General features: G+C 71.7%; 24 protein-coding genes. 11 read left to right on the top strand and 13 right to left on the bottom strand.

Annotation, left to right across the window (positions count from 1 at the left end; all coding sequences use genetic code 11):
• Positions 1–21: 21 nt before the first annotated feature.
• From RLT58_RS32260 to RLT58_RS32250, 3 genes are read right to left on the bottom strand one after another with little or no spacing between them, the layout of a single operon-like run.
• Entirely contained in the window at positions 22–1,104 is a 1,083-nt protein-coding gene (locus RLT58_RS32260) for a threonine aldolase family protein (RefSeq protein ID WP_311313885.1), read from the bottom strand.
• On the bottom strand, positions 1,083–1,850 hold the full coding sequence (locus tag RLT58_RS32255) for an SDR family NAD(P)-dependent oxidoreductase (protein ID WP_311314719.1): 768 nt from the start codon (positions 1,848–1,850) through the stop codon (positions 1,083–1,085). Before RLT58_RS32255 ends, RLT58_RS32260 begins: the two co-directional genes overlap by 22 nt.
• Before the next feature lie 26 nt (positions 1,851–1,876).
• Complete coding sequence (locus RLT58_RS32250; RefSeq protein WP_311313884.1) at positions 1,877–3,274, bottom strand: DUF6421 family protein; 1,398 nt, start codon at positions 3,272–3,274, stop codon at positions 1,877–1,879.
• Positions 3,275–3,593: 319 nt separating this feature from the next.
• Between RLT58_RS32250 and RLT58_RS32245 the strand changes: the two genes are divergently transcribed.
• Positions 3,594–4,277 (top strand): glycerophosphodiester phosphodiesterase, encoded by a 684-nt coding sequence (locus tag RLT58_RS32245; protein ID WP_311313883.1) that lies wholly within the window; start codon positions 3,594–3,596, stop codon positions 4,275–4,277.
• Between the two features lie 41 nt (positions 4,278–4,318).
• On the opposite strand, the gene RLT58_RS32240 is transcribed toward RLT58_RS32245, so the two are convergent.
• A complete protein-coding gene (locus tag RLT58_RS32240; protein WP_311313882.1) occupies positions 4,319–4,876 on the bottom strand; it encodes a GNAT family N-acetyltransferase in 558 nt (185 codons plus the stop codon).
• Positions 4,877–5,074: 198 nt separating this feature from the next.
• Between RLT58_RS32240 and RLT58_RS32235 the strand changes: the two genes are divergently transcribed.
• The 6 genes from RLT58_RS32235 (at position 5,075) to RLT58_RS32210 (ending at position 8,849) form a co-directional block, all read left to right on the top strand.
• Positions 5,075–5,680 (top strand): DUF5134 domain-containing protein, encoded by a 606-nt coding sequence (locus tag RLT58_RS32235; RefSeq protein ID WP_311313881.1) that lies wholly within the window; start codon positions 5,075–5,077, stop codon positions 5,678–5,680.
• A gap of 97 nt (positions 5,681–5,777) precedes the next feature.
• Positions 5,778–6,713: a M56 family metallopeptidase gene (locus tag RLT58_RS32230; RefSeq protein ID WP_311313880.1), complete on the top strand. Its 936-nt coding sequence runs from the start codon at positions 5,778–5,780 to the stop codon at positions 6,711–6,713.
• 105 nt (positions 6,714–6,818) lie between these two features.
• Entirely contained in the window at positions 6,819–7,517 is a 699-nt protein-coding gene (locus tag RLT58_RS32225; RefSeq protein WP_311313879.1) for a phosphatase PAP2 family protein, read from the top strand.
• A 46-nt stretch (positions 7,518–7,563) separates the two neighbouring features.
• Complete coding sequence (locus RLT58_RS32220; protein WP_311313878.1) at positions 7,564–8,265, top strand: HAD family hydrolase; 702 nt, start codon at positions 7,564–7,566, stop codon at positions 8,263–8,265.
• Between the two features lie 70 nt (positions 8,266–8,335).
• Positions 8,336–8,527: a hypothetical protein gene (locus RLT58_RS32215; RefSeq protein ID WP_311313877.1), complete on the top strand. Its 192-nt coding sequence runs from the start codon at positions 8,336–8,338 to the stop codon at positions 8,525–8,527.
• 97 nt (positions 8,528–8,624) lie between these two features.
• Complete coding sequence (locus RLT58_RS32210; protein WP_311313876.1) at positions 8,625–8,849, top strand: hypothetical protein; 225 nt, start codon at positions 8,625–8,627, stop codon at positions 8,847–8,849.
• 70 nt (positions 8,850–8,919) lie between these two features.
• Here RLT58_RS32210 and RLT58_RS32205 read toward each other — a convergent pair whose 3' ends face one another.
• Positions 8,920–10,410: an LVIVD repeat-containing protein gene (locus tag RLT58_RS32205; RefSeq protein ID WP_311314718.1), complete on the bottom strand. Its 1,491-nt coding sequence runs from the start codon at positions 10,408–10,410 to the stop codon at positions 8,920–8,922.
• Positions 10,411–10,584: 174 nt separating this feature from the next.
• Here RLT58_RS32205 and RLT58_RS32200 point away from each other — a divergent pair, with 174 nt between their 5' ends.
• Together RLT58_RS32200 and RLT58_RS32195 are read left to right on the top strand one after the other, a co-directional pair.
• Positions 10,585–11,247 carry a DUF305 domain-containing protein gene (locus RLT58_RS32200; protein WP_311313875.1) on the top strand — a complete coding sequence of 221 codons (663 nt, stop codon included), beginning with the start codon at positions 10,585–10,587 and terminating at the stop codon, positions 11,245–11,247.
• Between the two features lie 113 nt (positions 11,248–11,360).
• Positions 11,361–12,737: an FAD-dependent oxidoreductase gene (locus RLT58_RS32195; protein WP_311313874.1), complete on the top strand. Its 1,377-nt coding sequence runs from the start codon at positions 11,361–11,363 to the stop codon at positions 12,735–12,737.
• A 9-nt stretch (positions 12,738–12,746) separates the two neighbouring features.
• Here RLT58_RS32195 and RLT58_RS32190 read toward each other — a convergent pair whose 3' ends face one another.
• Positions 12,747–13,115 (bottom strand): ArsR/SmtB family transcription factor, encoded by a 369-nt coding sequence (locus RLT58_RS32190; RefSeq protein WP_311313873.1) that lies wholly within the window; start codon positions 13,113–13,115, stop codon positions 12,747–12,749.
• A 184-nt stretch (positions 13,116–13,299) separates the two neighbouring features.
• On the opposite strand from RLT58_RS32190, the gene RLT58_RS32185 reads away from it, so the two are divergent.
• Positions 13,300–13,875, top strand: a complete 576-nt coding sequence (locus RLT58_RS32185; RefSeq protein WP_311313872.1) for a YdeI/OmpD-associated family protein — start codon at positions 13,300–13,302, stop codon at positions 13,873–13,875.
• 7 nt (positions 13,876–13,882) lie between these two features.
• Here RLT58_RS32185 and RLT58_RS32180 read toward each other — a convergent pair whose 3' ends face one another.
• From RLT58_RS32180 to RLT58_RS32150, 7 genes are all read right to left on the bottom strand, one after another.
• A complete protein-coding gene (locus RLT58_RS32180) occupies positions 13,883–14,299 on the bottom strand; it encodes an acyl-CoA thioesterase (protein ID WP_311313871.1) in 417 nt (138 codons plus the stop codon).
• 61 nt (positions 14,300–14,360) lie between these two features.
• Positions 14,361–15,440, bottom strand: a complete 1,080-nt coding sequence (locus tag RLT58_RS32175) for an aldose epimerase family protein (RefSeq protein WP_311313870.1) — start codon at positions 15,438–15,440, stop codon at positions 14,361–14,363.
• Between the two features lie 105 nt (positions 15,441–15,545).
• Entirely contained in the window at positions 15,546–16,580 is a 1,035-nt protein-coding gene (locus tag RLT58_RS32170; RefSeq protein ID WP_311313869.1) for a LacI family DNA-binding transcriptional regulator, read from the bottom strand.
• A gap of 98 nt (positions 16,581–16,678) precedes the next feature.
• Positions 16,679–17,740 (bottom strand): ABC transporter permease, encoded by a 1,062-nt coding sequence (locus RLT58_RS32165; RefSeq protein WP_311313868.1) that lies wholly within the window; start codon positions 17,738–17,740, stop codon positions 16,679–16,681.
• A complete protein-coding gene (locus RLT58_RS32160; RefSeq protein WP_311313867.1) occupies positions 17,737–18,711 on the bottom strand; it encodes an ABC transporter permease in 975 nt (324 codons plus the stop codon). Before RLT58_RS32160 ends, RLT58_RS32165 begins: the two co-directional genes overlap by 4 nt.
• On the bottom strand, positions 18,708–20,375 hold the full coding sequence (locus RLT58_RS32155) for a sugar ABC transporter ATP-binding protein (RefSeq protein WP_311313866.1): 1,668 nt from the start codon (positions 20,373–20,375) through the stop codon (positions 18,708–18,710). The genes RLT58_RS32160 and RLT58_RS32155 overlap by 4 nt, the downstream gene beginning before the upstream one ends.
• 195 nt (positions 20,376–20,570) lie before the next feature.
• Positions 20,571–21,656, bottom strand: coding sequence for an ABC transporter substrate-binding protein (locus tag RLT58_RS32150; protein WP_311313865.1), 1,086 nt, complete (start codon positions 21,654–21,656; stop codon positions 20,571–20,573).
• 505 nt (positions 21,657–22,161) lie between these two features.
• Between RLT58_RS32150 and RLT58_RS32145 the strand changes: the two genes are divergently transcribed.
• On the top strand, positions 22,162–24,606 hold the full coding sequence (locus RLT58_RS32145) for an RICIN domain-containing protein (RefSeq protein ID WP_311313864.1): 2,445 nt from the start codon (positions 22,162–22,164) through the stop codon (positions 24,604–24,606).
• Positions 24,607–24,616: the final 10 nt, after the last annotated feature.

Below are 24,616 nucleotides of genomic sequence, written 5' to 3'. Positions count from 1 at the left end.
ACGGCGCCAGGAATTCCCGCGCTAGGAGGCCGCCATCTCCTCCTTGAGGGCGAGGAGGAAGGCGTCGACGTCGTCCTCGGTGGTGTCGAAGGCGCACATCCAGCGCACATCGCCGGCCTGCTCGTCCCAGAAGTAGAAGCGGAAGCGCTTCTGCAGCCGCTCGGTGACCGCGTTCGGCAGCCGCGCGAAGACGGCGTTGGCCTGGACCGGGTAGAGGATCTCCACCCCGTCGATCCCCCGCACGCCCTCGGCGAGCCGCTGGGCCATCGCGTTGGCGTGCCGGGCGTTGCGCAGCCACAGGTCACCGGCGAGGAGCGCCTCCAGCTGCACGGAGACGAAGCGCATCTTGGAGGCGAGCTGCATGGACAGCTTGCGCAGATGCTTCATGGCCCGGACGGCGTCCGGGTTCAGGACCACGACGGCCTCGCCGAAGATGGCCCCGTTCTTCGTGCCGCCGAAGGAGAGCACGTCGACGCCGACGGTGTTGGTGAACGTACGCATCGGCACGTCCAGGGAGGCCGCCGCGTTGGCGATGCGGGCGCCGTCGAGGTGGACGGTCATGCCGTGCCCGTGGGCGTGCTCGCAGATGGCGCGGATCTCGTCCGGTGTGTAGACCGTGCCGAGCTCGGTGTTCTGGGTGATCGAGACGACCTGCGGCATGGCTCGGTGCTCGTCGTCCCAGCCGTACGCCTGCCGGTCGATGAGCTCCGGCGTGAGCTTGCCGTCCTCGGTGGGCACGGTCAGCAGCTTCAGGCCGCCGACGCGCTCGGGGGCGCCGCCCTCGTCGACGTTGATGTGGGCGGACTCCGCGCAGATGACGGCGCCCCAGCGGTCGGTCATCGCCTGGAGCGAGACCACGTTGGCCCCGGTTCCGTTGAAGACCGGGAAGGCCTCGGCGGTGGGTCCGAAATGGCTGTGCATCACGCGCTGGAGATGCCCGGTGTACTCGTCCTCGCCGTAGGCGATCTGGTGACCGCCGTTGGCGAGGGCGAGGGCGGCGAGGATCTCCGGATGGGTCCCCGCGTAGTTGTCACTGGCGAATCCGCGTACCTGCGGGTCGTGGTGGCGACGCGCGTCGGTCCTTACGGTTGCGGGGTCAGCCACAGGCGCTTTCCGTTCACTTCCGGGGCGGGCCTGTCCCAGACGCCGGCGATGGCATCGGCCAGCTCCCCGACGTCGGTGAAGCCCGCGAACTTCGCATTGGGGCGCTCGGCGCGCATCGCGTCGTGCACCAGTGCCTTGACGACCAGGATCGCAGCCGCGCTGCGCGGGCCCTCCTCGCCCCCCGCCTTGCGGAAGGCGTCCGCCAGGGCCAGGGTCCATGCCTCGGCCGCGGCCTTCGACGCGGCGTAGGCGGCGTTGCCCGCGGTGGGCTTGCTGGCGCCGGCCGCGCTGATCAGCAGATAGCGGCCGCGGTCGCTGCGCTGCAGGCCTTCCTGGAAGGCGAGCGAGGTGCTCTGGACCGTACGGATCAGCAGCTTCTCCAGCAGCGTCCAGTCGGCGAGGTCGGTCTCGGCGAAGCTGGAGCTGCCGCGCCAGCCGCCCACGAGGTGGACGAGACCGTCGATCCGGCCGAACTCCTTCTCCGTCTTGTCCGCCCACTCACGGGCGGCGTCGAGGTCGAGGAGGTCCACGGTGTCGCCGGTGACGGTGGCCCCGCCGTGGGCGTAGCGGGCCGCGTCCACGGCCTCCGCGAGCCGGGTGGCGTTCGCGTCGGACGCGACGACGGTCGCGCCCGCCTCGGCGAGCCGGAGCAGGGCCGCCCGGCCGGCCGGGCCGGCCGCTCCGGCGACGGCGACCACGGCTCCTTCGAGCGCACCGCTCCCGCTGCCCGTACCGGTTCCGTTCATGGCCACCGCCTCCTCACGACGTGCGCTCACGCGGCCACCTGCCCGGCGTCCGCGGCCGTGATCCCCTTGGTCGAGGCGATCACGTTCTTCAGCTTCTTGGAGAGCGCCTCATAGAACATGCTCAGGGGAAACTCGTCCGGAAGCACGTCGTCGACGAGTTTGCGGGGCGGCTGGGAGAGGTCCAGGGCGTCCGGGCCCTTGGCCCAGCGGGAGCCGGGGTGCGGGGAGAGGTAGGTGGCGACGAGGTCGTACGCGGCGAACCAGTGGACCAGCTTGGGGCGGTCGATGCCGTCCCGGTAGAGCTTCTCGATCTCCGCGCAGAGTTGGTTGGTGACCTGGGGTGCCCGCTCCCAGTCGATCTTGAGGGTGTTGTCCGTCCAGCGCACGACGTCGTGCTTGTGGAGGTACGCGAAGAGCAGCTGGCCGCCGAGTCCGTCGTAGTTGCGGACGCGCTCGCCGGTGACCGGGAAGCGGAACATCCGGTCGAAGAGCACCGCGTACTGCACGTCGCGGCCGTGGGCGTTGCCCTCGGCCTCCAGCTTCACGGCCTCCTTGAAGGCGGTGAGGTCGCAGCGCAGCTCTTCCAGGCCGTACATCCAGAACGGCTGGCGCTGCTTGATCATGAAGGGGTCGAACGGCAGGTCACCGTGGCTGTGGGTGCGGTCGTGGACCATGTCCCAGAGCACGAAGGCCTGCTCGCAGCGCTGCTGGTCGGAGACCATCTCGCGGATGTCGTCGGGCAGCTCGACGCCCAGCAGCTCGACGGACGCCTCGGTGACACGGCGGAAGCGGGCGGCCTCGCGGTCGCAGAAGATGCCGCCCCAGCTGAAGCGCTCGGGGGCTTCGCGCACGGCGATGGTCTCCGGGAAGAGCACCGCGGAGTTGGTGTCGTACCCGGAGGTGAAGTCCTCGAAGGTGATGCCGCAGAACAGCGGGTTGTCGTAGCGGGTCGCCTCCAGGTCGGCGAGCCACTCGGGCCAGACCATCCGCAGGACGACCGCTTCGAGGTTGCGGTCGGGGTTGCCGTTCTGGGTGTACATCGCGAAGACGACCAGGTGCTGGAGGCCGTCGGCGCGGTCCTTGGCCGGCTGGAAGGCCAGCAGCGAGTCCAGGAAGTCGGGGATGCCGAAGCCGTCGGCCGCCCAGCGGCGCAGGTCGGTCACCAGGGCGCGGTGGTATGCGGCATCGTGCGGGAGCAGCGGGGAGAGCTGCTCGACCGCCGCGGTCACCCGCTCCAGAGCCGCCTCGGCGGCCGCCGGGGTGGGCGCGCCCTCGGCCTCGAAGTCGATGGAACCGTCCTTCGACTGCCAGGGACGGATCTCCTCCACGGCATCCTTGAGCGCGGGCCAGGCCGGGTGCTCGATCACCCGCGCTGCGGCAGCTATGCCGCCGGTTGCGGCTTCGTGCACAAGAATTTCCGTCATAACACTTCCTCCACGGGAGAACCTCGCGTCAAGCAACCGTATCCGTGTGCGGTTCTTCGAGACAAGTGCGGACCTGGAAATTATCCTGCCGCACCCCTATGGTCGCCGCGATTTTTCCTGCCGTACGGCACCGGGGCGGCCAGTTTCATGAACGGACGGCGTCTTCGGGACACACCCTCGCCCGGCGCCGCGCATCGCCCCCGGAGAACGGCCCGGGGACACTAGGCTGCCGAACCGCGACCCCCTAGCGGTCATACCGCGGGACCGCGTGGGTACGAGCAGCACGCGGGCAGACACCGTCGACGGAAGCGAGCTTGCCTTGTCTTTTCTCACCATCGGCCATCGCGGGGTGATGGGTGTCGAGCCGGAGAACACCCTTCGCTCCTTCGTCCACGCCGAGCAGGCCGGGATGGACCTCATCGAGCTGGATCTTCATCTGAGCAAGGACGGCGCCCTGGCCGTCATGCACGACGCCGAGGTGGACCGTACGACCGACGGCAAGGGCGCCATCGCGGACAAGACCCTCGCCGAGCTGCGCGAGCTCGACGCCGGCCAGGGCGAGCGGGTGCCGGTCTTCGAGGAGGTACTCGACGCCGTGCGGTCCCCGTTGCAGGCGGAGATCAAGGATGTGGCGGCCGCCCGCACCCTGGCCGTGGTGATGCGGGAGCGCGACCTCGTGGACCGGGTCGAGGTGATCTCGTTCCACGACGAGGCGATCGCGGAGATCGCGCAGCTCGTCCCGGGCGTGCGGACGGCGCTCGTGGCCAGCCGGTGGGGCGGGGACCTGGTGGACAGGGCGAAGGCGGTGGGCGCGACCCGGCTGGTGCTGAACGTCCGGCGCATCACCCTGGAGCTGGTCGAGCGGGCTCACGCCGAGGGGCTGACGGTGGTCGGCTGGGTGGTGAACACCCAGGACCATCTGCGGCTGGCCCGCGGGCTCGGGCTCGACGGCGCGACGACCGACTTCCCCGAGATCCGCCGCGCGGGCCGCTTCACCGCCTAGGGCCTGTCTTGAAGACAGGCCCTGGGAACCGCCGGGACCGTTCAGTCCTGCGGCAGTTCCTTGATCAGCAGCTCGAAGGCGAGATCGTCGCGCTGCGGGATGCCGAAGCGCTCGTCGCCGTACGGGAAGGGAGTCATCCGGCCCGTACGGCGGTAGCCCCGGCGCTCGTACCAGGCGATCAGCTCGTCCCGGACCGAGATCACGGTCATGTGCATCTCCCGCACGCCCCAGCCCTCCCGGACCGTGCGCTCGGCCTCGGCGATGACGACCTTGCCGAGGCCCGCGCCCTGGAGCGAGGGGCGGACGGCGAACATCCCGAAGTAGGCGGCCTCGCCCCGGTGTTCGAGCTGGCAGCAAGCGACGGCCTCGCCGTCGCGCTCCACCACGAGCAGCCGGCTGCCGGGGCTCTCCACCACCTCGCGCACCCCCTGCGGGTCGGTGCGCTGCCCCTGGAGGATGTCCGCCTCGGTGGTCCATCCGGCGCGGCTGCTGTCGCCTCGGTACGCGGACTCGATGAGTTCCACGAGGGCCGGTACGTCCGCTTCGGTCGCGTCGCGGAAGGTCAGCTGTCCCGGGTTCCGAGGCGGGGCGGTGTCCATGGCGGGGCTTCTCCGATTCTCTGCTGGGGCCGTGCCGCAGCAGCGTACGCGCGGGGCACGATGCCCGTTCCGGGCGAGCCCCCGCGAAAACACCCCCTGCGCGCGCTCCCCCCGCACCTCAGTGCGCCGCGTACGAGCCGTCGGGCCCGGGCATCGACTAGGCGAGGGCGATGCCGTTTCGCCGGGGGGAGGTCTGCTGTGCACGGACCGGCGGTGTCCGGATGGCTGCTGATGGCGTTGTGCGCGGTGACGGGGGCGTACTGCCTGCTGCGGACCCGCACGGAGAGCGGGGAGGAGCGCAGAGCCGCGCGCGCGGAGGCGCTGATGGGCTTCGGCATGGCCGCGATGGCGGTTCCGGCTGCGGCCGTCGCCCCGCCCGCGTGGGCGTGGGCGGTGTACGCGGTGCTGTTCGGCGGCGCGGCCCTGCGCGCCCTGTGGTTCTCCCGGCGTACGTCCTCCCGTGGCAGCGGTCATCATCTGCACCATCTCGTCGGCTCCTCGGCGATGGTCTACATGGCCGTCGTGATGGCGCGGTCCGGTGGTGCCGGACACGGTGGCCACGCAGCCCACGCCATGGCCGCCGCGGGCGGCATACCCCTGCTGACCGGGCTGCTGCTCGTCTACTACGCCGTCTATGTGCTGCGCGCGGGTGCGCGGATCGTGCCGGTGGCCGCCGCGGCGGGTGGTTCCGGGACCCTGCCGGGCGGACCCCCGGCCCTCGGGTGGGCCACCCGGCCGGAGCTGGCGCTGGCCTGCCGGCTGACCATGGGGATAGCGATGTTCGCGATGCTGCTCACTCTGTGAGACGGCGTGTGGGACAGGGGCCTCGGACGCCGTGTCGTACGTCACTTGCCGAGCGCAGCCATACCCGTGCGTGCCGCGCCCCTCATAGGCTGACGCCATGTTGGTCTCCCTCGTGCTGCTGCTGCTCGGTGCACTGGCCGCCGTCGTGACCCCGCGTCTGATGGCGCGGGCCGAATGGCCGGAGCGCGAGCCCGTGGTGGCGCTGTGGGTCTGGCAGTGCGTGGTGGCCGGGGTACTGCTCTCGTTCGGGCTGTCCATGACGTTCAGCGCGGCGGCCGCCTGGCAGGCGGTGCGCGGCCATGTCTTCGCGCCCGCGCCGCACGCCGTGGTCGAGGCCTACGCACTCGCCGCCTACGGACCGTGGTCGGCCGTCATGGCCGTCCTGCTGGCCCTCGGCGGGGTGTGGACGGCCGCGATGCTGACCCGGGAGATCCACCGGGCACAGCTGCGGCGCAGGAGGCGGCGGGCCGAACTGCTGGTGCGTTCCCCGCTGATGCCGGGCGAGGAGCCGGGCAGCGGGCGGCTGGTGGTGCTGGAGGGCGAGCGCCCCGACGCCTGGTGGCTGCCCGGTGCGGCGCCCCAGCTCGTCATCACGACCGCGGCGCTCGGCCGGCTGAAGGGCCGTCAGCTCGACGCGGTGCTCGCCCACGAGCAGGGCCACGCGAAGGCGCGCCACGACTGGCTGCTCAACTGCTCGGGCGCGCTGGCCTCCGGCTTCCCGCAGGTGCCGGTGTTCGCGGCGTTCCGGGGAGAGATGCACCGTCTCGTCGAGCTGGCCGCCGACGACATGGCGTCGCGGCGCTTCGGCCGGCTGACGACCGCCCTCGCCCTGGTCGAACTCAACGAGGACCGGGGGGTGTTCGGCCCCCGCCCGGCTCCGGACGCACAGGTGCCGCTGCGGGTGAACCGGCTGCTGGCGCCGGCCGGGCGGCTCACGGCGGGCCGCCGGCTGCGGCTGACCGCCGCGGCCGCACTGGTGCCGGTGGTCCCGCTGCTGGTGGCGTTCGTCCCGGGGCTCAGCGCCCTGAGCTAGCCGACGGCTTCCGGGGCGGTGCGGGGCGGTCCGGTGGGTCATACGACGGGCCGGTCCGGCGTGCTGGGACGGCCCGAGGCGCCCTTTCTCGGCGAGGATCCCTCCATGCACTCCTCGCCCCGCTCCCTCGCCGGCCGCACCCATGCGCCCCCGTCCGCGCCCGCCCTGTGGACGGGCGCCGTCTGCACGGTGCTCGCGTCGGCGCTGACCGTGCTGGTCGCGGCCCGTTGGCAGCCGCTGATGGACCTGGACCGCACCGTCGCCGAGGCGCTGCACCGGCGGGCGGTGACGGAGCCGGGCCTCGTCCATGTCAACCGGGTGCTGACGGACTGGGTGTGGGACCCCTGGACGATGCGCGCCCTGACCGCCGTCGCGGTGGTGGCCCTGTGGTGGCGCGGCGCCCGGCCGCTCGCCCTGTGGGTGGCGGCGGCGAGCCTGCTCTCCGCTCTGCTGCAACAGGGCCTGAAGGCCGCCGTCGGCCGGGAGCGCCCCCGCTGGCCCGACCCGGTGGACTCCGCCCACTACGCGGCGTACCCCTCCGGGCACGCGATGTCGGCGACGGTGGGCTGCGGGCTGCTGCTGTGGCTGCTGTACCGGTCCGGTGCGGGGCGCCCGCTCCGGTGGGCGGCCGCGTCCGCCGCCGCGGTCTCGGTGCTCGGGGTCGGTCTCACCCGGCTCTACCTGGGCGTGCACTGGCCGTCCGACGTGCTGGGCGGGTGGCTGCTGGGGGCGGCCGCGGTCGCCTTCACCGCGGCCGGGTTCGACCGGTACGGACCCCGGGAGCGCCCGGCCCGGGGCACCTGAACACGCATCCTTGCCCCTCCGTCCGGGGGCGGCGAGGATCGGGCCCATGACGATCAAGGGTGTCCTCTTCGACTTCTCCGGGACCTTGTTCCGGATCGAGTCCGTCCGCTCCTGGCTGGGCGCGACCCTCGCGGAGCAGGGGGTGAGCATGGACGAGGCCGGCTTCGAGCGGTGCGTACGGGAGCTGGAGGAGGCCGGCGCGCTGCCGGGCGGACCCTCCCCTCAGCGGCTGCCGGACGGGCTCGCCGCGGGCTGGGCCTCCCGCGACGAGAGCGCGGAGCTGCACCGGGCGGTGTACACCGGTCTGGCCCGGCAGGTCGCGCTGCCGGATCCGGGGCTGTACGAGGCACTGTACGAGCGGCACATGGCTCCGGAGGCCTGGCGCCCGTACCCGGACGCGGCGGAGGTACTGGCCTCGCTGCGTGCCGCCGGGATCCGCGTGGGGATCGTCAGCAACATCGGCTGGGACCTGCGGCCCGTCTTCCGGGCCCACGGCCTGGACGCGTACGTCGACGCGTATGTGCTCTCCTTCGAGCACGGCGTGCAGAAGCCGGACGCACAGCTCTTCCACACGGCCTGCACACTTCTGGGACAGGATCCGGCTGATGTGGTGATGGTCGGCGACGACCGGCACGCGGACGGCGGCGCGGCAGCACTGGGCTGTGAGGTGCGATTCGTGCAGCATGCGCCCGTGGACGAGCGCCCCGGCGCGCTGCGCGAGCTCGGACTGACCGCCGAGGTTGCCTGAGGAACATGTGAGAGATGTCCCTGACGCGCAATGGGTCGGATTGTCACATCGGGGCCTTAGCCTGGTACGTATGTCCCCGACTCCGACTTCGACTCCGTGCCCGTCCGGTTCCGCACGTCCCGCCGCAGTGGTGAATGAAGACATTCGCGACCTGTGGCAGCGTTCGGGCGGCTGCCTGTCCCCGGAGGACGAAGAGGAGTACCAGCGGCTCCTGGTCGAGTGGGCGGCCGCCACCGGCCCCAACGCCAGGTCCGCCGCCTGACCCCGTCGGGCGCCCCGGGGCCGGCCTGCCGATCTGCTTCCGGGCCGGGTTTCCGGTTCACTGTGCGACCGTCGCCCGTACGTCGCACCCTGGAGCCATGACTTCTCCCCCGATCGTGATCTTCCGGCCGTCCCCCTCCGGCGGGCGGCGCGTCACCGTGCAGCGCGACGGACGGGTCCAGATACTCGGCCTCGCGCACTCCGATCACGATGTGATCGTGTTCCTGGAGGGTGCGGGGCTCGACGACCCCGAACGGATCCTGGACGACCCCGCGTGGGTCGAGTGGCGGGGCGGCCGGGCCCACCGCTACGAGGCCGCCTGAGACGCCGGAAAGGGCCGCACCGGTACCGCCGGGTGGACAACCCCCGGCGGTACCGGTGCGGCGGGGCGGCTCAGCGCGCGAAGTAGTCGGGCTGCGTCTGGACGTTGAGCTCGTCCGTCCGCACCCGCTTCGCCGGGTCGGTGCGCCGGTCGTCGATCTTCAGGACGTCGAAGCCCTTGGCGATGTCGTTGGAGTAGATGTAGCCGTTGTAGTAGTACGCGGACCACGGGCCGGCCGTGGTGACCTCGTCGAGGGTGACGGGGCCGCGCTCGAAGAAGCCGATCTCCTTGGGCTTCGAGGAGTCGGTGAAGTCCCACACCGAGACCCCGCCCTGGTACCAGGCCTGGACCATCAGGTCACGGCCCTTGACCGGGATGATCGAGCCGTTGTGGGCGACGCACACCTCCGTGTCCGCCTGCGGGCGGTCGATCTTGAAGTAGCTGCGGAAGACCAGCTTGCGGTGGTCGCCCCGGCCGACGATGTCGTAGATGCCGTCGGCGCCGCGCTTCGGCCCGATCTCCTCGTTGCAGGTGGCCGCGCCGCCGCCGCCGAGTTCATCGGTGAACACGACCTTGTCGGCCCGCTGGTTGAACGTCGCCGAGTGCCAGAACGCGAAGTTCACGTTGTCCTGCACCCGGTCGATGATCTTCGGGTTCTCCGGGTCCTTGATGGAGAACAGCAGACCGTCGCCCATGCAGGCGCCGGCCGCGAGGTCCTTGGACGGCAGCACGGTGATGTCGTGGCAGCCGGTGGTCTGCGAGACGCCCGGGTTGGTCGGCCCGCCCGGGTTCCCGCCGTCCGGGAAGAGCACCGGGAAGTTCACGACGCGGGCCTTCTCCGGCGCCTTGCGCGGCACCTTGATGACGGATATCCCGTCGTGCGGCGGCTGGCAGTCGGGGAAGGTCGCGCTCGGCGAGTACGAGGAGACGTACACGTACACGTTCTTGCGGTCCGGGACCAGGGTGTGGGTGTGGGACCCGCACGCGGTCTCGACGGCGGCGACATACCTCGGGTTGCGCTTGTCGCTGATGTCGAAGACCTTCATGCCCTCCCAGGAGGACTTCTCCGTGGCGGGCTGGGTGGTGCTCGTGCACGAGTCGTCGCTGCGCGAGGAGTCCGTCGACAGGAACAGCAGGTTCCCGGAGACCGAGATGTCGTTCTGCGATCCGGGACACAGCACCTGGGCGACCGTACGCGGCGACCTGGGGTTGCTGATGTCGAAGATCCGGAAGCCGTCGTAGTTGCCTGCGAAGGCGTACTTCCCCTGGAAGGCCAGGTCCGTGTTGAGGCCCTGGAGCGCGTCCTTGGGGACGTTGGCGAGGTGAGTGATGTTGCGGCTGTGGACGATCTCGTCCACGCCGGGCACCTCACCGCTCTTGATCGCGGCGGTCGCCTGCGCCTGCTGTCGCGCGGAGACGGCGGTTCTGCCCGTCGGCGCGTCACCGGGGTCGGGGGTCGCGGCTGCGGGCCCGGCCGTCAGCAGAGTGGCGAAGAGCCCGGCGGCGGCTGCCGCCACGCCCAGACGTCTGCGCCGCACCGGGGTGGTGTGCAACGAGGTCACTGCGTCCTCCATGGATCCGTTGGTGGGGTTCACGGACCCCGGCAGTATCGTCCTTGCCATGCGCATCTCAACAGATGGCAACAGAGACGTAATGAAAGTTTTTGATCACAGCTGTGTGTTGACGTGCTAGGACAGAGCGCAACCACCCATATATCCACGGAGGTCGCCTTGTTGATGCGTCGTCAGGTCCTGCGGATCCGCCGTTCCCTCCTCGTCGCTGCCCTGACCGCCGGCGTGCTCGCGTCGGCCGGCTGCGACGCGGACGGCGGTGGCGGCTCCAAGGACCGGGCCGGCGAGGGGGGTTCGGTCGTGGCCCCCGGGAGGCCCGGGGAGCCCGCGCGGACGCTCTCGGCATCGCAGGCCGCCGAGGAGGCGGGCGTCGACACCCCCAACTCGGCGGACGTGCGGTACGTGCAGATGATGATCCGGCACCACGCCCAGGCCCTGGAACTGACGAAGCTCGTGCCCTCCCGGGCCGCTTCGTCCCCGGTGAAGCGGCTCGCCGAACGCATCACGGCCGCCCAGCAGCCGGAGATCGGCACGATGAAGGGCTGGCTCAGCCGCCACGGCCGCACGGAGGGGTCCGGCGGGCACGACGACCACGCGGGGATGCCCGGCATGGCCACGGACGAGCAGCTGAAGCAGCTGCGGGCCGCGAAGGGCGCCGCCTTCGACAAGCTGTTCCTGAAGCTGATGATCACCCACCACCAGGGGGCGGTCACCATGGCGACCGAGGTGCTCTCGGAGGGGAACAACGTGCAGGTCGAGGAGATGGCCGGCGACGTCGTCGCCCAGCAGACCACCGAGATCGGCCGGATGCGCGCACTGTCGTCCTGAGGCCGCCCGCCACCCCGGAAGCACCGCGTAGCCCCGGAAGCACGCTCCGCACACCTCCCCCGCCCGGGCGGACGGTGCCATGCTGGAGTCACCCTCCGGGAAAGAGGTGTGCCGTGCTCCGTGTCGCAGTGGTCGGCTCCGGCCCCAGCGGGGTCTACACCGCCCAGGCCCTCGTGACGCAGACCCTGGTCCCCGATGTGCGGGTGCACGTCCTGGACCGGCTGCCCTGCCCGTACGGCCTGGTGCGGTACGGCGTCGCCCCCGACCACGAGAAGATCAAGTCGCTCCAGCAGAGCCTGCGGGCCGTGCTGGAGCACGAGCGGGTCACCTTCGTGGGCAACGTCCCGGTCGGCGGGGACGGGGTGCCGCCCGGACGCCTCGGCGCGCTCTACCACGCGGTGGTCTACTGCGTCGGGGCCGCCGCCGACCGCCCGCTGGGCATCCCCGGCGAGGAGCTGCCCGGCAGCCACTCGGCGACCGAGTTCGTCTCCTGGTACAGCGCCCATCCCGACGCCGAGGCCGGCCGCTTCGCCCTGCGGGCCCGCTCGGCCGTGGTGATCGGCGTCGGCAACGTGGCGGTCGACGTGGCGCGGATCCTGGCGCGCGGCGCCGAGGAGCTGCGCCCGACGGACGTGCCCCAGCCCGCCCTCGGGGTGCTGGCCGGCAGCCGGGTGCGCGAGGTGCACATGGCGGGGCGGCGGGGGCCCTCGCAGGCCAGGTTCACCACCAAGGAGCTGCGGGAGCTGGGCGGCCTGCCCGGCGCCCGGATCGTGGTCGACCCCGCGGAACTCGCCCTGGACCCGGCGTACGCCGGATCGCCGCCGGACGGCCCGGCCCTGCCCGCCGTGGTGCGGCGCAACCTCGATGTCCTGCGCACCTGGGCCGCGTGTCCGCCCGGCCCGGACATCGACCGGGCCCGCACCGTCGCGCTGCGGTTCTTCCTGCGCCCGGTCGAGCTGCTGGAGCGCCGGGGGCGGGTGGCCGGTGTGCGGTTCGCCCGGACGGTCCCCGACGGACGCGGAGGGGTACGGGACACGGGTGCGTACGAGGACATCGGCGCCGAGCTCGTCCTGCGGGCGGTCGGCTACCGCGGGATGCCGCTGCCCGGTCTGCCGTTCGACGCGGTGCGCGCGACGGTGCCCCATCTTGCAGGCCGGGTGCTGCGGGACGGGGTGCCGTCGCCCGGGGAGTACGTCGCCGGGTGGATCAAGCGGGGTCCGACCGGGGTCATCGGCTCGAACCGGTCGTGCGCCAAGGAGACGGTCGCCTCGCTGATCGAGGACGCCCCGCTGCTCGCCGGGCGCCCGGCCGCCGCCGACCCGCTCGGCGTCCTGCGGTCCTGGGGGCTGCGTCCGGTGGAGTGGGACGGCTGGCTGTCGATCGAGCGGGCGGAGCGGACGCTCGGGCGGTCGCTCGGCCGGGGACCGGTGAAGATCCCGGACTGGCCGGGGCTGCTGGGCGCGGCGCGCGGTGACACGCCGGCCCCGTAGCGCGGGGGTTCAGCTCGCGTCGAGGCGGTCCGCCTGCCGGTTCGCCGCTTCGAGCACGGTCTCCAGCAGCCCGGGGAACAGCGCCTCCAGGTCCTCGCGCCGCAGGCCGTTCATCTTGGCGGTGCCCCGGTAGATCTGCTGGACGATGCCGCTCTCGCGGAGCACCCGGAAGTGGTGCGTGGTGGTCGACTTCGTCACCGGCAGCTCGAACCGGGAGCAGGTGAGTTCGGCCTCGGCCGCCGCCAGTTCACGGACGATGTACAGCCGCACCGGGTCGGAGAGCGCGTGCAGCACGGACTCGATCCTGATCTCGTCCCGTGCGGGGTGGGCGAGCGAGCGGCTGCCGACGGCGGGTTCCGTGGCGCTGGCAGGGGTCACGGTGGCTCCATCTCGTCGCTGCGTCCGGGGCTCCCATAATACGAGACCCTTCGTAGTTCGACGATGTCCGCAAGAAGCACCGTGCCACCCCGGGAGCGCGTACAGGACGGAAACTGTCCCATTGCCGTCCTAGCGTGGTGTCGTCGCCGGGCACGCGCCCGGTCACCCCAGGAGGCTGAGTCGGATGGCGGACATCCCGGAGCAGACGCGGACCTTCGAGCACGGCGAGGCGCTCGAGGCCTGGCTGGAGGAGCATCACGCGGACAGCCCCGGTCTGTGGCTGAAGCTCGCCAAGCGGAAGTCGGGCGTGCCGTCGGTGACGGCGGCCGAGGTCGTCGACATCGTGCTGTGCTTCGGCTGGATCGACGGGCAGCGCAGGTCCTGCGACGGGGTGTACTACCTCCAGCGGATCACACCGCGCCGGCGGCGGAGCCTGTGGTCACAGGTCAACGTGGACAAGGTGGCGGCGCTCGCCGAGGCCGGGCGGATGCGTGCGGCGGGCCTCGCGGAGGTCGAGGCGGCCCGCGCGGACGGGCGGTGGGACGCCGCGTACCCCTCGCAGAGCAGGGCCACCGTCCCCGCCGACCTCGCCGCCGCTCTGGAGGCGGACGAGGCGGCCCGGGGCTTCTACGAGGGGCTCGGGAAGTCGGACCGGTATCAGGTGATCCTGCGTCTGGTGACCGCGCCGACCCCCGAGGTCAGGGCGGCGCGCCTCGGCCGGGCCGTCACCGCGATGGCGGCCGGGCGCAAGGTGGCGTGACGCCGCGTCAGCCGCTCAGCAGATCCGGGTCCTTGGCGAGCGAGGCGAGCCGCCGGGCCGGGTCCGCGATCAGCCGGCGCGTCGTCAGGTCGAGGATGCCCGCCACGCCCGTGACCTCGGCCGCCAGGGTGCCGTCCTCCTTGAGGATCTGCTGGGCGACCGTGAAGGTCTTGCCCTCGCCGTAGTCGAACCGGCAGGTCACGCGCACCCGGTCGCCGCCGCGCAATTCGCTGCGGAACTTGACCGTGACCTCCAGTGCGACCGGGCCCACCCCGTCGGCCAGCAGTCTGTCCTGGGGCAGTCCGGCGGCGCGCAGCAGCTCCCACCGCGCGTGCTCGGCGTACTGGAGGTAGACGGCCTGGTTCAGGTGGCCCTGGGTGTCGAGTTCGTAACCCCGTACGGTCACGTCCACAGAGAAGGTCATGGACCGCGCAACGCTCCGGGGTCTTCCGGCATTCCCGCGCCCGGGGCGCGGGGTCGACGCCTCAGACGGCCTTGGGGACGAGGTGGGGGAAGCGCAGCTCGGTACGGCTGCGGAAGACCTCGTCCGGGCGCAGGACCGTGCCGGGGTGGTCCGGGCGGTTGGGTGAGTCGGGCAGGTGCTGGGTCTCCAGGCAGACGGCGCTGTGCCGCTCGTGACGGCCGCCGTCGGGCGTGGCCAGGGCGCCGTCCAGCTGGTTGGCCGTGTAGACCTGGATGCCGGGTTCGGTGGTCCATACCTCCAGGACCCGTTCGGCGTCGGGGGCGGTGAGCCGGGCGGCCCGGCGCAGACCCGACGACGCCTCGGGTGCCCGCAGGACCCAGCAGTGGTCGAAGCCGCCCGCGCGGCGCAGCTGTTCGTGCGGCAGGGCGATGCGGTCGCCGAGGGTCTGCGGCCGTACGAGATCGAACGGGGTGTCGCGCACCGGCGCCGCCGGGCTCTCGGGGATGCCGTCCTCGTCCACGGGCAGATAGGTGTCCGCGTCGACCTGGAGGGTGTGGCCGAGTATGTCGCCCCGGGCGGCCAGGTCGAAGTAGGCGTGGTTGGTGAGGTTGACGACGGTGGGGCGGTCCGTGGTCGCCGTGTAGTCGAGGGCGAGGGTGCCCGCCCGGTCGAGGGCGTAGGTCACGGTGACGTCGAGCGCGCCGGGGAAGCCCATGTCGCCGTCGGGGCTGTGCAGCGTGAGCCGCAGAGTGGCGGCCTCGTCGGTGGCGTCGCCCTCGGCCTGCCAGACCCGGGTGTGGAAGCCGTCCGGGCCTCCGTGCAGGGCGTGGCCCCGGTCGGTCGCGGGGACCTGGTGCTCCGTGCCGTCGAGGGTGAACCGGCCGTGTGCGATGCGGTTGGCGTAGCGGCCGATCAGGGCGCCGAAGAACGGGTTCTTGCCGGTGTAGTCGTCGAGGGCGGGCAACGAGCGGACGACCGAGGCCGGGGTTGCGGAGGTGTCCGGCACGGTGAGCCGGTGCAGGATGCCGCCGTAGGTGAGGATCTCGGCGCTGACTCCGGTGCCGGAGTCGAGCGTCCAGACGTCGACGTCCGCGGACCCATGGGTGCCGAACGGTTTGCGGTTCACGGTGGGGCGAGGCATCAGAGATCCTTGGGACGATCGGGCGGCCGGGCGGCCCGGGTACGGGCAGGCCGTGGACATGTGCGCCCGGCTCCCCGGGTGTGGCGGGGAGCCGGGCGGGAGGGCCTAGGGGCCGGCCTGTCCGGCGGGCGGCCGGGGGACGGTGGATTCGCGGACGACGAGCCGGTAACCGGGCCTCGGCCGCCGGGGTTCGGTCACCGCGTCGCCGGAGAGGCGCTCGACGAGGCTGTCGACGGCGAGCCGGGCGATGGCCTCCTTGTCGGGTGCCACGGTGGTGAGGGTGGTGGCGCCGTACAGGCTCTCCTCGATGTTGTCGAAGCCGACGACGGCGACGTCCTCGGGGATGCGCAGTCCGCGGGCGAAGAGCGTGCGCATGGCTCCGACGGCGATGAGGTCGTTGTACGCGAACACCGCGTCGGGCCGCACGCCCCGGTCCAGGAGCGCGGCCATGGCGGAGGCCCCGTCCTCGCGCCCGTAGCCGTCGGTGACCACGACGAGCGACTCGTCGGGCTCGATGCCGGCGGCGGCCAGCTCCTCCCGCCAGCCGCGCAGCCGCAGATGGGCCGGCTGGCGCTCGCGGCCGGTGCGCGAGCCGAGGAAGGCGATGCGGCGGTGGCCGTGGTCGATGAGGTGGCGTACGGCCTCGCGGGAGGCCGCCACGTTGTCGATGGCGATGTGGTCGTACGGGGCCTCGTACTCGCGCTCGCCGAGCAGGACCAGGGGCGCGGTCTCGGTGCGCGCCATCAGGTCCTCGGTCTCCAGGTGGATCGGGCTGAGGATGAGCCCGTCGATCACATGGGACCGGAATCCCTGGCTGACCAGGAGTTCCTTCTCCCGCAGGCCGCCGGTGTGGTCGACCAGCACGGTGTAGTCGTGCCGGGCGGCGGCGTCGACGACCGCGCCGGCCAGTTCGGCGAAGTACGGGTTGCCGAACTCGGGGACGGCGAGGGCGATGATGCCGGTGCGGCCCTTGCGCAGATGGCGTGCGGTGAGGTTCGGCCGGTAGCCGAGCTCGTCGATGGCCTGCTGCACCTTGGCGCGCATCTTCGGTGTGACGTGCTGATAGTTGTTCACCACGTTCGACACGGTCTTGATGGACACGCCCGCCCGTTGTGCAACGTCCTTGAGGCTGACGCCCACGGCACTCCCTGAATCGACTTGTCGCGCGGTGAGGCGCGGTGGCCCGGCTCTGCCCGGTTCGGCTCGACCTGTGCCGGGGCCGCGGCCCCGGCACCGGCTCAGGTGGTTCTGCGGCTGCGCGCCAGGTAGCGCTGGGCCACGACGACAACGATAAGGAACCCGCCGCTGACCACCGACTGGTACGAGGAGTTCAGCGAGCCGATCTGGTTGATCAGGTTCTGGATGACGGCGAGCAGCAGGACGCCCCAGAGCGTGCCGCTGATCGATCCGGCGCCGCCGATGAGCAGGGTGCCGCCGATGACGACGGCGGAGATCGCGTCGAGCTCCATGCCCACGCCGACGATGGTGACGCCGGAGGAGAGCCTCGCCGCGTTGAGCGCGCCCGCCAGGCCCGCCAGCAGTCCGCTGAGGGTGTAGACGAGCATCTTGGTACGGGCGACGGGCAGGCCCATCAGCGTGGCGGCGTCGCTGCTGCCGCCGACGGCGAAGAGCGTCTGCCCGAACGAGGTGCGCTGGAGGAGCAGGCCGCCAATGCCGAAGAGCACGAGGGCGATCAGGATCGGGTAGCCGAAGCCCCAGACACTGCCCTGTCCCAGCTCCGCGAAGGCGGAGTCCTTGGGGACCAGGTAGGTGGTGGCGCCCTCGTCGGTGAAGGCGAGGAGCATGCCGCGCGCCCCGAGCAGGGTGGCGAGGGTGACGATGAAGGGGGCCATGCCGGCGCGGGCGACGAGGAAGCCGTTGAGCAGACCGATCGCACCGCACACCAGCAGCGGGACGAACAGGGCTGCCAGGAAGCCCCATTGGGAGGCCCAGGCGGCGAGTACCCCGCCGAGCGCGAAGACCGATCCCACGGACAGATCGATGCCGCCGGTGATGATGACCATGGTCATCCCGAGCGCCACCACGGCCAGGAACGAGGCCTGGACGGTCACGCCCCGGGCGTTGTCCAGCGTGGCGAACGTCGGGTAGATGAAGGACGCGACGATCACGACCGTGAGCAGGACGGCGAGCACGCCCTGCCGCTGGACGAGTTCGGCGATGCGCCGGCCGGTCGCGGAGGGCGCGCCGGTCTCGGGGCGGGGCGCGCCGCCGCCGGCCGCTGCCGGGGACTTGCGCGGTGCGGGGGCCTGGGCCGCGGGGGCGGGTGAGGTTTCGTTCATCGGGACCGACGCTCCCGGGCGACGTAGACGGCGGCGATGATGATGGCCGCCTGGGCGATCTGTGCGGTGGAGTCGGGCAGGTCGTGCTTGACGAGGGTGGCGCGCAGCAGCTGCATCAGCAGGGCGCCCGCGACCGTGCCAAGGACCCGGATGGATCCGCCGTTGAGCGGGGTGCCGCCGACGACGACCGCCGTGATGGCGGAGAGTTCCATCAGGGTGCCGAGCGAGGAAGGGTCGCTGGCGGTGAGCCGGGCCGTGGCGAGGATGCCCGCGAGGGCGGCCAGCACGCCGCAGAGCACGTACACGCCGATCAGGACGCGCCGTACGGGCAGTCCGGCCAGGGCGGCCGCGGACCGGTTGCCGCCGATGGCGACGATCTGCCGGCCGAAGGTGGTGCGGGTGACGAGGAAGGCGACGGCGACGGCGAGGACCGCGGCGATGAGCACGACGAGCGGGATGCCGAGGAACGAGCCGGTGCCCAGGGACAGCAGGTCGGGGTTGACGATCTGCTTGAGCTGGCCGTCCGCCATCACCAGGGCCAGGCCCCGGCCGCCGACGAACAGCGCGAGGGTGGCGACGATCGGCTGGAGCCCGACGAGGGAGACGAGGGTGCCGTTGACCGCGCCGACGAGGGCGCCGGCCAGCAGCGCCATGACGAGGGCCGGCACCAGCCCGTAGCCGAGGTAGAGCGGCAGCAGCGCGGCGGCCAGGGCCATGGTCGAGCCGACGGAGAGGTCGACGCCCTCGGTGCCGATGACCAGGGCCATGCCCAGGGCGACGATGACGATGGGGGCGACCTGGACGAGCTGGGTGCGGAGGTTGTCCGCGGTCATGAAGTGCTCGGTGAACAGGGCGTTGAAGAGGAGGACGACCGCGACGGCGAGGTAGACGCCGTACTCCTGGTACCAGGCGGGGTCGCGCAGCCGGGCCAGCGGCCGGGCTGCGGGGGCGGGAACTGCGGCCTGGGTCATCGGGGGTCCTCCTTGGCGGCCGGCGCCTTCCCTGCGGGTGCCGGTGAGTGGTCGGCGAGTACTTCGAGCAGATGGCTCTCGGCCACCTCGTCGCCGGCCAGTTCGCCCGCGACCGCGCCGCCGCGCAGGACGACGATGCGGTCGGCGCCCTCGATGAGTTCCTCGATGTCGGAGGAGATGAGCAGGACGGCGAGGCCCTCGCGGGCGAGGTCGTCGATGAGGCTCTGGACCTCGGCCTTGGCGCCGACGTCGATGCCGCGGGTGGGCTCGTCGAGCAGCAGGACCTTGGGCTCCAGGCATAGCCAGCGGGCGAGCAGGACCTTCTGCTGGTTGCCGCCGGAGAGTTCGCCGACCTTCTGCTCGGGGCTCGCGGCCTTGATCCTCAGCCGCTTCATGAAGATCTCCACGATGCGGTCCTGCTTGGCACGGGAGACGATTCCGGCGCGGGAGAGGCGGGGCATCGCGGCCAGCACGATGTTCTCGCGGACCGAGAGGCCGGGGACGATGCCCTCGGCCTTGCGGTCCTCGGGCAGCAGGCTGATGCCGGCGCGGATGGCGCCGGCGGAGGTGAGGCGGCGCAGGGTGCGTCCGCCGACGCTCAGTTCGCCGGAGTCCAGGCTCAGCGCGCCGGCCAGGGCCTTGGCGGTCTCGCTGCGGCCGGAGCCGAGGAGGCCACCGAGGCCGAGCACCTCGCCCGCGTACAGCTCCAGGGAGATGTCGTGGAGCTGGTGGTTGCGGGAGAGGCCGGTCGCGGTGAGGACGGGGGTACGGGAGGCGTCGTGGCCCTCGGAGTCGAAGTTGGTGAGTCCGGAGCGCCGGACCTCGGCCATGTCCCGGCCGAGCATCATCGAGACGAGCTGCATGCGGTCGAGGTCGGCGAGGTCGCCGGTGTGGATGTGGCGGCCGTCGCGGAGCACGGTGACCCGGTCGCAGATCCGGTAGAGCTCTTCCATGCGGTGGCTGACGTAGAGCACGGCGATGCCGCGGGCGCGCAGGTCCTCGATGACCCGGAAGAGGGTCTCGACCTCGCGCGGCTCCAGCGAGGAGGTGGGCTCGTCCATGATAACGACCTGGGCGTTGACCGAGACGGCGCGGGCCAGGGCGACCATCTGCTGGGTGCCGATGCCCAGGGTGTGCAGCGGCCGCCTGGGGTCGACGCGGACGCCGAAGCCGTCGAGCAGTTCGGTGGTCTCGCGGTTCATACGGGCGAAGTCGATCAGGCCGAAACGGTTCTTCGGCTCACGTCCGAGGAAGATGTTGCGCGCCACGCTCATCAGCGGGACGAGATTCACCTCCTGGTAGATCGTGGAGATGCCGGCGTGCTGGGCCTCGAACGGCCGGGCGAAGGCGACCTGTTCTCCGGCCAGCCGCAGTTCGCCCTCGTCGGGCTGGTAGACACCGGTGAGCACCTTGATCAGGGTGGACTTCCCGGCCCCGTTCTCCCCGACCAGTGCGTGGGTCTCCCCGGCGCGCAGGGAGAAGGAGACTCCGTCGAGAGCGACGACGCCAGGGAATCGCTTGCTCACCGAGCGGGCTTCCAGGACGGCCGGGGCGGGGGCGTCCTTCGTGCCTGCGGCCTCCTTCACGAGGGCGCCGGGCGCGGTCGCCTCCTTCGTGCCGGCGGCCGGCTCCGGCGGCTGCGGTACTGCTTCGGGTGGTGCCATGGCTGGTCTTGGCCTTCCGCTCTTCCAAGGGTGTGGGCCCGGCCGGCCGCCGTGACGGGTGGGAGCGTCACGGCGGCGGTGCGCCGCTGGGGACACGGCCGTGGACCGGACGGGCCGCGTACGGATCGGTACGCGGCCCGTTCCGGACCGGCGGGTTCCCCTGCGGGTGCTACGGGCAGGTGGTGCCGGGGTCGGTCAGAACGCGCCGCCGAGCGAGGCCTTGGCGTTGGACTCGTCGTAGGCGCGGTCGGTGATGATCACGTTCTCCGGGATCTCCTCGCCGCCGTAGAACTTCTGGGCGGTCGCGAAGGCCAGCGGGCCGAAGCGCGGGTTCGACTCGATGACGCCGTTGTACTCGCCGTTGACCAGGGCCTGGACGGCGTTGCGGGTGCCGTCGACGGAGACGATCTTGACGTCCTTGCCGGGCTTCTTGCCGGCGGCCTTGAGCGCGGTGACGGCGCCGAGGCCCATCTCGTCGTTCTCCGCGTAGACGGCGGTGATGTCGGGCTTGGACTGGATGAGCTGCTCCATGACCTGCTGGCCCTTGTCACGGGCGAACTCGCCGGTCTGCTGGGCGACGATCTTCAGGTCGGGGGCCTTGGCCTTGAGCTGGTCGACGAAGCCCTTGGTGCGGTCGGTGGTGACGTTGTTGCCCGAGGCGCCGAGGAGGATGGCGACCTTGCCCTTGCCGCCGGTCACCTTGATCATCGCGTCGGCGGCGCGCTTGCCCTGCTCGACGAAGTCGGAGCCGAGGAAGGCCACGTAGTCCTTGCACGCGGTGGAGTTGACCTTGCGGTCGATGGTCAGGACCGGCACCTTCTTGGCGGCGGCGGCCTTCAGCGCCGGCTCCAGGCCGTCGGAGTTCAGCGGGGCGACGATGAGGAACTGGGCGCCCTGCGACAGCATGTCCTGGATGTCGCTGATCTGCTTGGACAGCTGCGACTGCGCGTTGGTGGTGAGCAGCTTCTTGACGCCGACCTTCTTGGCCTCGTCCTTGATGGACTGGGTCTCGGCGATACGGAACGGGTTGGCCTCCTTCTCCGACTGGGAGAAGCCGACCACGGCGTCCTTCAGGTCCAGCTTGGGCGCTCCGTAGGTCTGCAGCGAGCAGCCGGAACCGGAGGACGACTCGGGGGACTTGGCCGCCTGGGCACCCTGGCTGCTGTCGGCGCTCGCGCTGTCCGAGGTCTCCGACTTGGAGCAGCCGGTGGCGGCCAGCGTGGCGGTGGCGGCGAGGAGACAGGCCACGGCGAGGGTACGGGATCGGCGCTGGATCATCATGCGCGGGAGCTCCTTGGCGGGATGACGGCACGCCGAGGGGCGTGCGGTCGGTCATGGCTGGACGATGCATCGGCCGCTCGGCGGCTGATGTCACTGCATTCCTCACGACCCCGCTAGCTGGACAAACTGCGGTCGTGAGAGCCTGCGCGGCCTCTCGGCGGCTCGGTTTACAACGTTATATAGGCGGCGCGGCACAGGCGGCAAGAGCGTTGTCGATGCGTTTCCAAAATGTGTCGGAGCCGCGCGGCACGAACGGGCGCCCCCGGCCCACGGGTTACTGCCGTAACCCTGGACAGCCGACCGGCGGCGTGCTGTCATACCGCCGGAACCCAATTTTCCAACGTTGCAAGAGCGTTGCCCCGCCCGTCTTCCCGGTCGTGACGGCGCTCTTCGTCATGCGCGCGTCCGGCCCGGACCGGACGCACCGTCGCACCACGTCAGTGTCATGTGCCTTCCCCGAGCCGCCGGAGTCCCCGCACGGCCGGCAGAGCAGGAGCCCCCCTCCATGCCCCTGAACCGCAGACAACTCATGACCTCGGCCCTGGCCACCGTCGCCGCGACGACAGCCGCAGGCCGCTGGTCGGCCACCGCGACCGCCGCCGGGAACCGGGCGGAGCCGGCCCACGGCGGCCACTACTCCCCCAACGCCGACCCCCTGCACCCCACCGCGTTCCTCAAGCTCCCGCCCGGCCGGGTCACCGCGCGCGGCTGGCTCGCCGGACAGCTGAAGCTCCAGCTGGACGGCCTGTGCGGGCGCTACGAGGAGTTCTCGCACTTCCTGGACTTCGGCGCGACCGGCTGGGTCCGCCCCGAGCTCGGCGGCTGGGAGGAGGTCCCGTACTGGCTGCGCGGCTACACCGACCTCGCGATCGTCACGGGCGACGCCACGGCCCTCGCGGCGGTGCGGCGCTGGTTCGACGCGATCCTCGCCACCCAGCAGTCCGACGGGTTCTTCGGCCCCAGGGCGCTGCGCACCTCGCTCAACGGAGGCCCGGACTTCTGGCCGTTCCTGCCGCTGGTGCAGGCCCTGCGCTCCTGGCAGGAGTACTCCGGCGACACCCGGGTCATCCCCTTCCTCAGCAGGTTCTTCCGCTACATGAACGCCCAGGGGCCCGGCGCGTTCAACACCAGCTGGATCGCCCTGCGCTGGGGCGACGGCCTGGACAGCGTCTTCTGGCTCTTCAACCGCACCGGGGACACCTTCCTCCTGGACCTCGCCGACAAGATCCACGCCAACGGTGCCGACTGGGGCGACAACCTGGTCAACCCGCACAACGTGAACATCGCGCAGGGCTTCCGCGAGCCCGCCCAGTACGCCCTGCGCAGCGGTTCGGCCCAGGACACCCGCAATACGTACGGGACGTACGGCAAGGCCATGGACCAGTACGGCCAGTTCCCCGGCGGCGGCTTCGCCGGGGACGAGAACGCGCGCCCCGGGCACGGCGACCCCCGGCAGGGCTTCGAGACCTGCGGCATCGTCGAGTTCATGGCCAGCCACCAGCTGCTCACCCGGATCACGGGCGACCCGCTGTGGGCCGACCGCTGCGAGGAGCTGGCGTTCAACTCGCTGCCGGCCTCGCTCGACCCGTCGGGCAAGGCCGTCCACTACATCACCAGCGCCAACAGCGTGGACCTGGACAACGTCCCCAAGCAGGACCGGCAGTTCCAGAACGGCTTCGCCATGCAGGCGTTCCTGCCCGGCGTCGACCAGTACCGCTGCTGCCCGCACAACTACGGCACGGGCTGGCCGTACTTCACCGAGGAGCTGTGGCTCGCCACCCCGGACGGCGGTCTCGCGGCCGCGATGTACGCCGCCTGCGAGGTGACGGCCAAGGTCGCCGACGGCACCGAGGTCACCTTCACCGAGGAGACCGGCTACCCCTTCACGGACACGGTCACGCTGACCCTGCGGGCGCCGAAGCCCCTGCGCTTCCCGCTCGTCCTGCGCGTGCCCGCCTGGTGCGACGCGCCCGAGATCGAGGTGAACGGACAACGGGCCGAGGCCCCCGCCGGACCGGCCTTCACCCGGGTCGAGCGCACCTGGGCCGACGGCGACCGGGTGACCCTGCGCTTCCCGCAGCGGACCACCGTGCGCACCTGGGAGCACAACCACGGCGCCGTCAGCGTGGACCGGGGGCCGCTGACGTACTCGCTGAGGATCGGTGAGGCGTACGAGCGGATCGGCGGCACCGACCGGTTCCCGGAGTACGCGGTGCACGCCACCGGTCCGTGGAACTACGGGCTCGTCCTGGACCAGAACGAGCCCGCCGCCTCCCTGCGCGCCCACACGGTCCGCCGTGTCAAGGACGACAACCCGTTCACGCTGGACGGCACCCCGCTGACCATGACCGCGAGGGCGCGCCGCATTCCTGAGTGGACGGCGGACGAGGAACACGTCGTCACCCCGCTCCAGGACGGCCCGGCCCGCAGCGCCGAGCCGGTCCAGGAGGTCACGCTCGTCCCGATGGGCGCGGCGCGGCTGCGCATCACCGCGTTCCCCGCGGCCGGCCCGGACGGGCGGCCCTGGTTCTCCCAGCGCTGGTACCGCGTCCGCAACCGCCACTCGGGCAAGGTGCTCGGCGTCGACAGCATGTCCACGGCCAACAGCGCCCATGTCGTCCAGTTCGGCGACACGGGCACCGACGACCACGACTGGCGGCTCGTGCCCGAGGGCGACGGCTGGTACCGCATCCGCAACCGCCACTCCGGCAAGGTCCTCGGCGTCGACACCATGTCCACCGAGAACAGCGCCCACGTCGTCCAGTTCGACGACAACGGCACCGACGACCACCTCTGGCAGCTCGTGCCCGACGGCGACGGCTGGTACCGCATCCGCAACCGCCACTCCGGCAAGGTCCTCGGCGTCGACACCATGTCCACCGAAGACAGCGCCCACGTCGTCCAGTTCGACGACAACGGCACCGACGACCACCTCTGGCAACTCGTCTGACCCCCGGCTG

Source organism: Streptomyces sp. ITFR-16 (assembly GCF_031844705.1).
In the GTDB taxonomy this organism is placed as follows: domain Bacteria; phylum Actinomycetota; class Actinomycetes; order Streptomycetales; family Streptomycetaceae; genus Streptomyces.
Note: the sequence above shows the minus strand (reverse complement) of the source record. Positions and strands in the feature narration are given on the sequence as shown.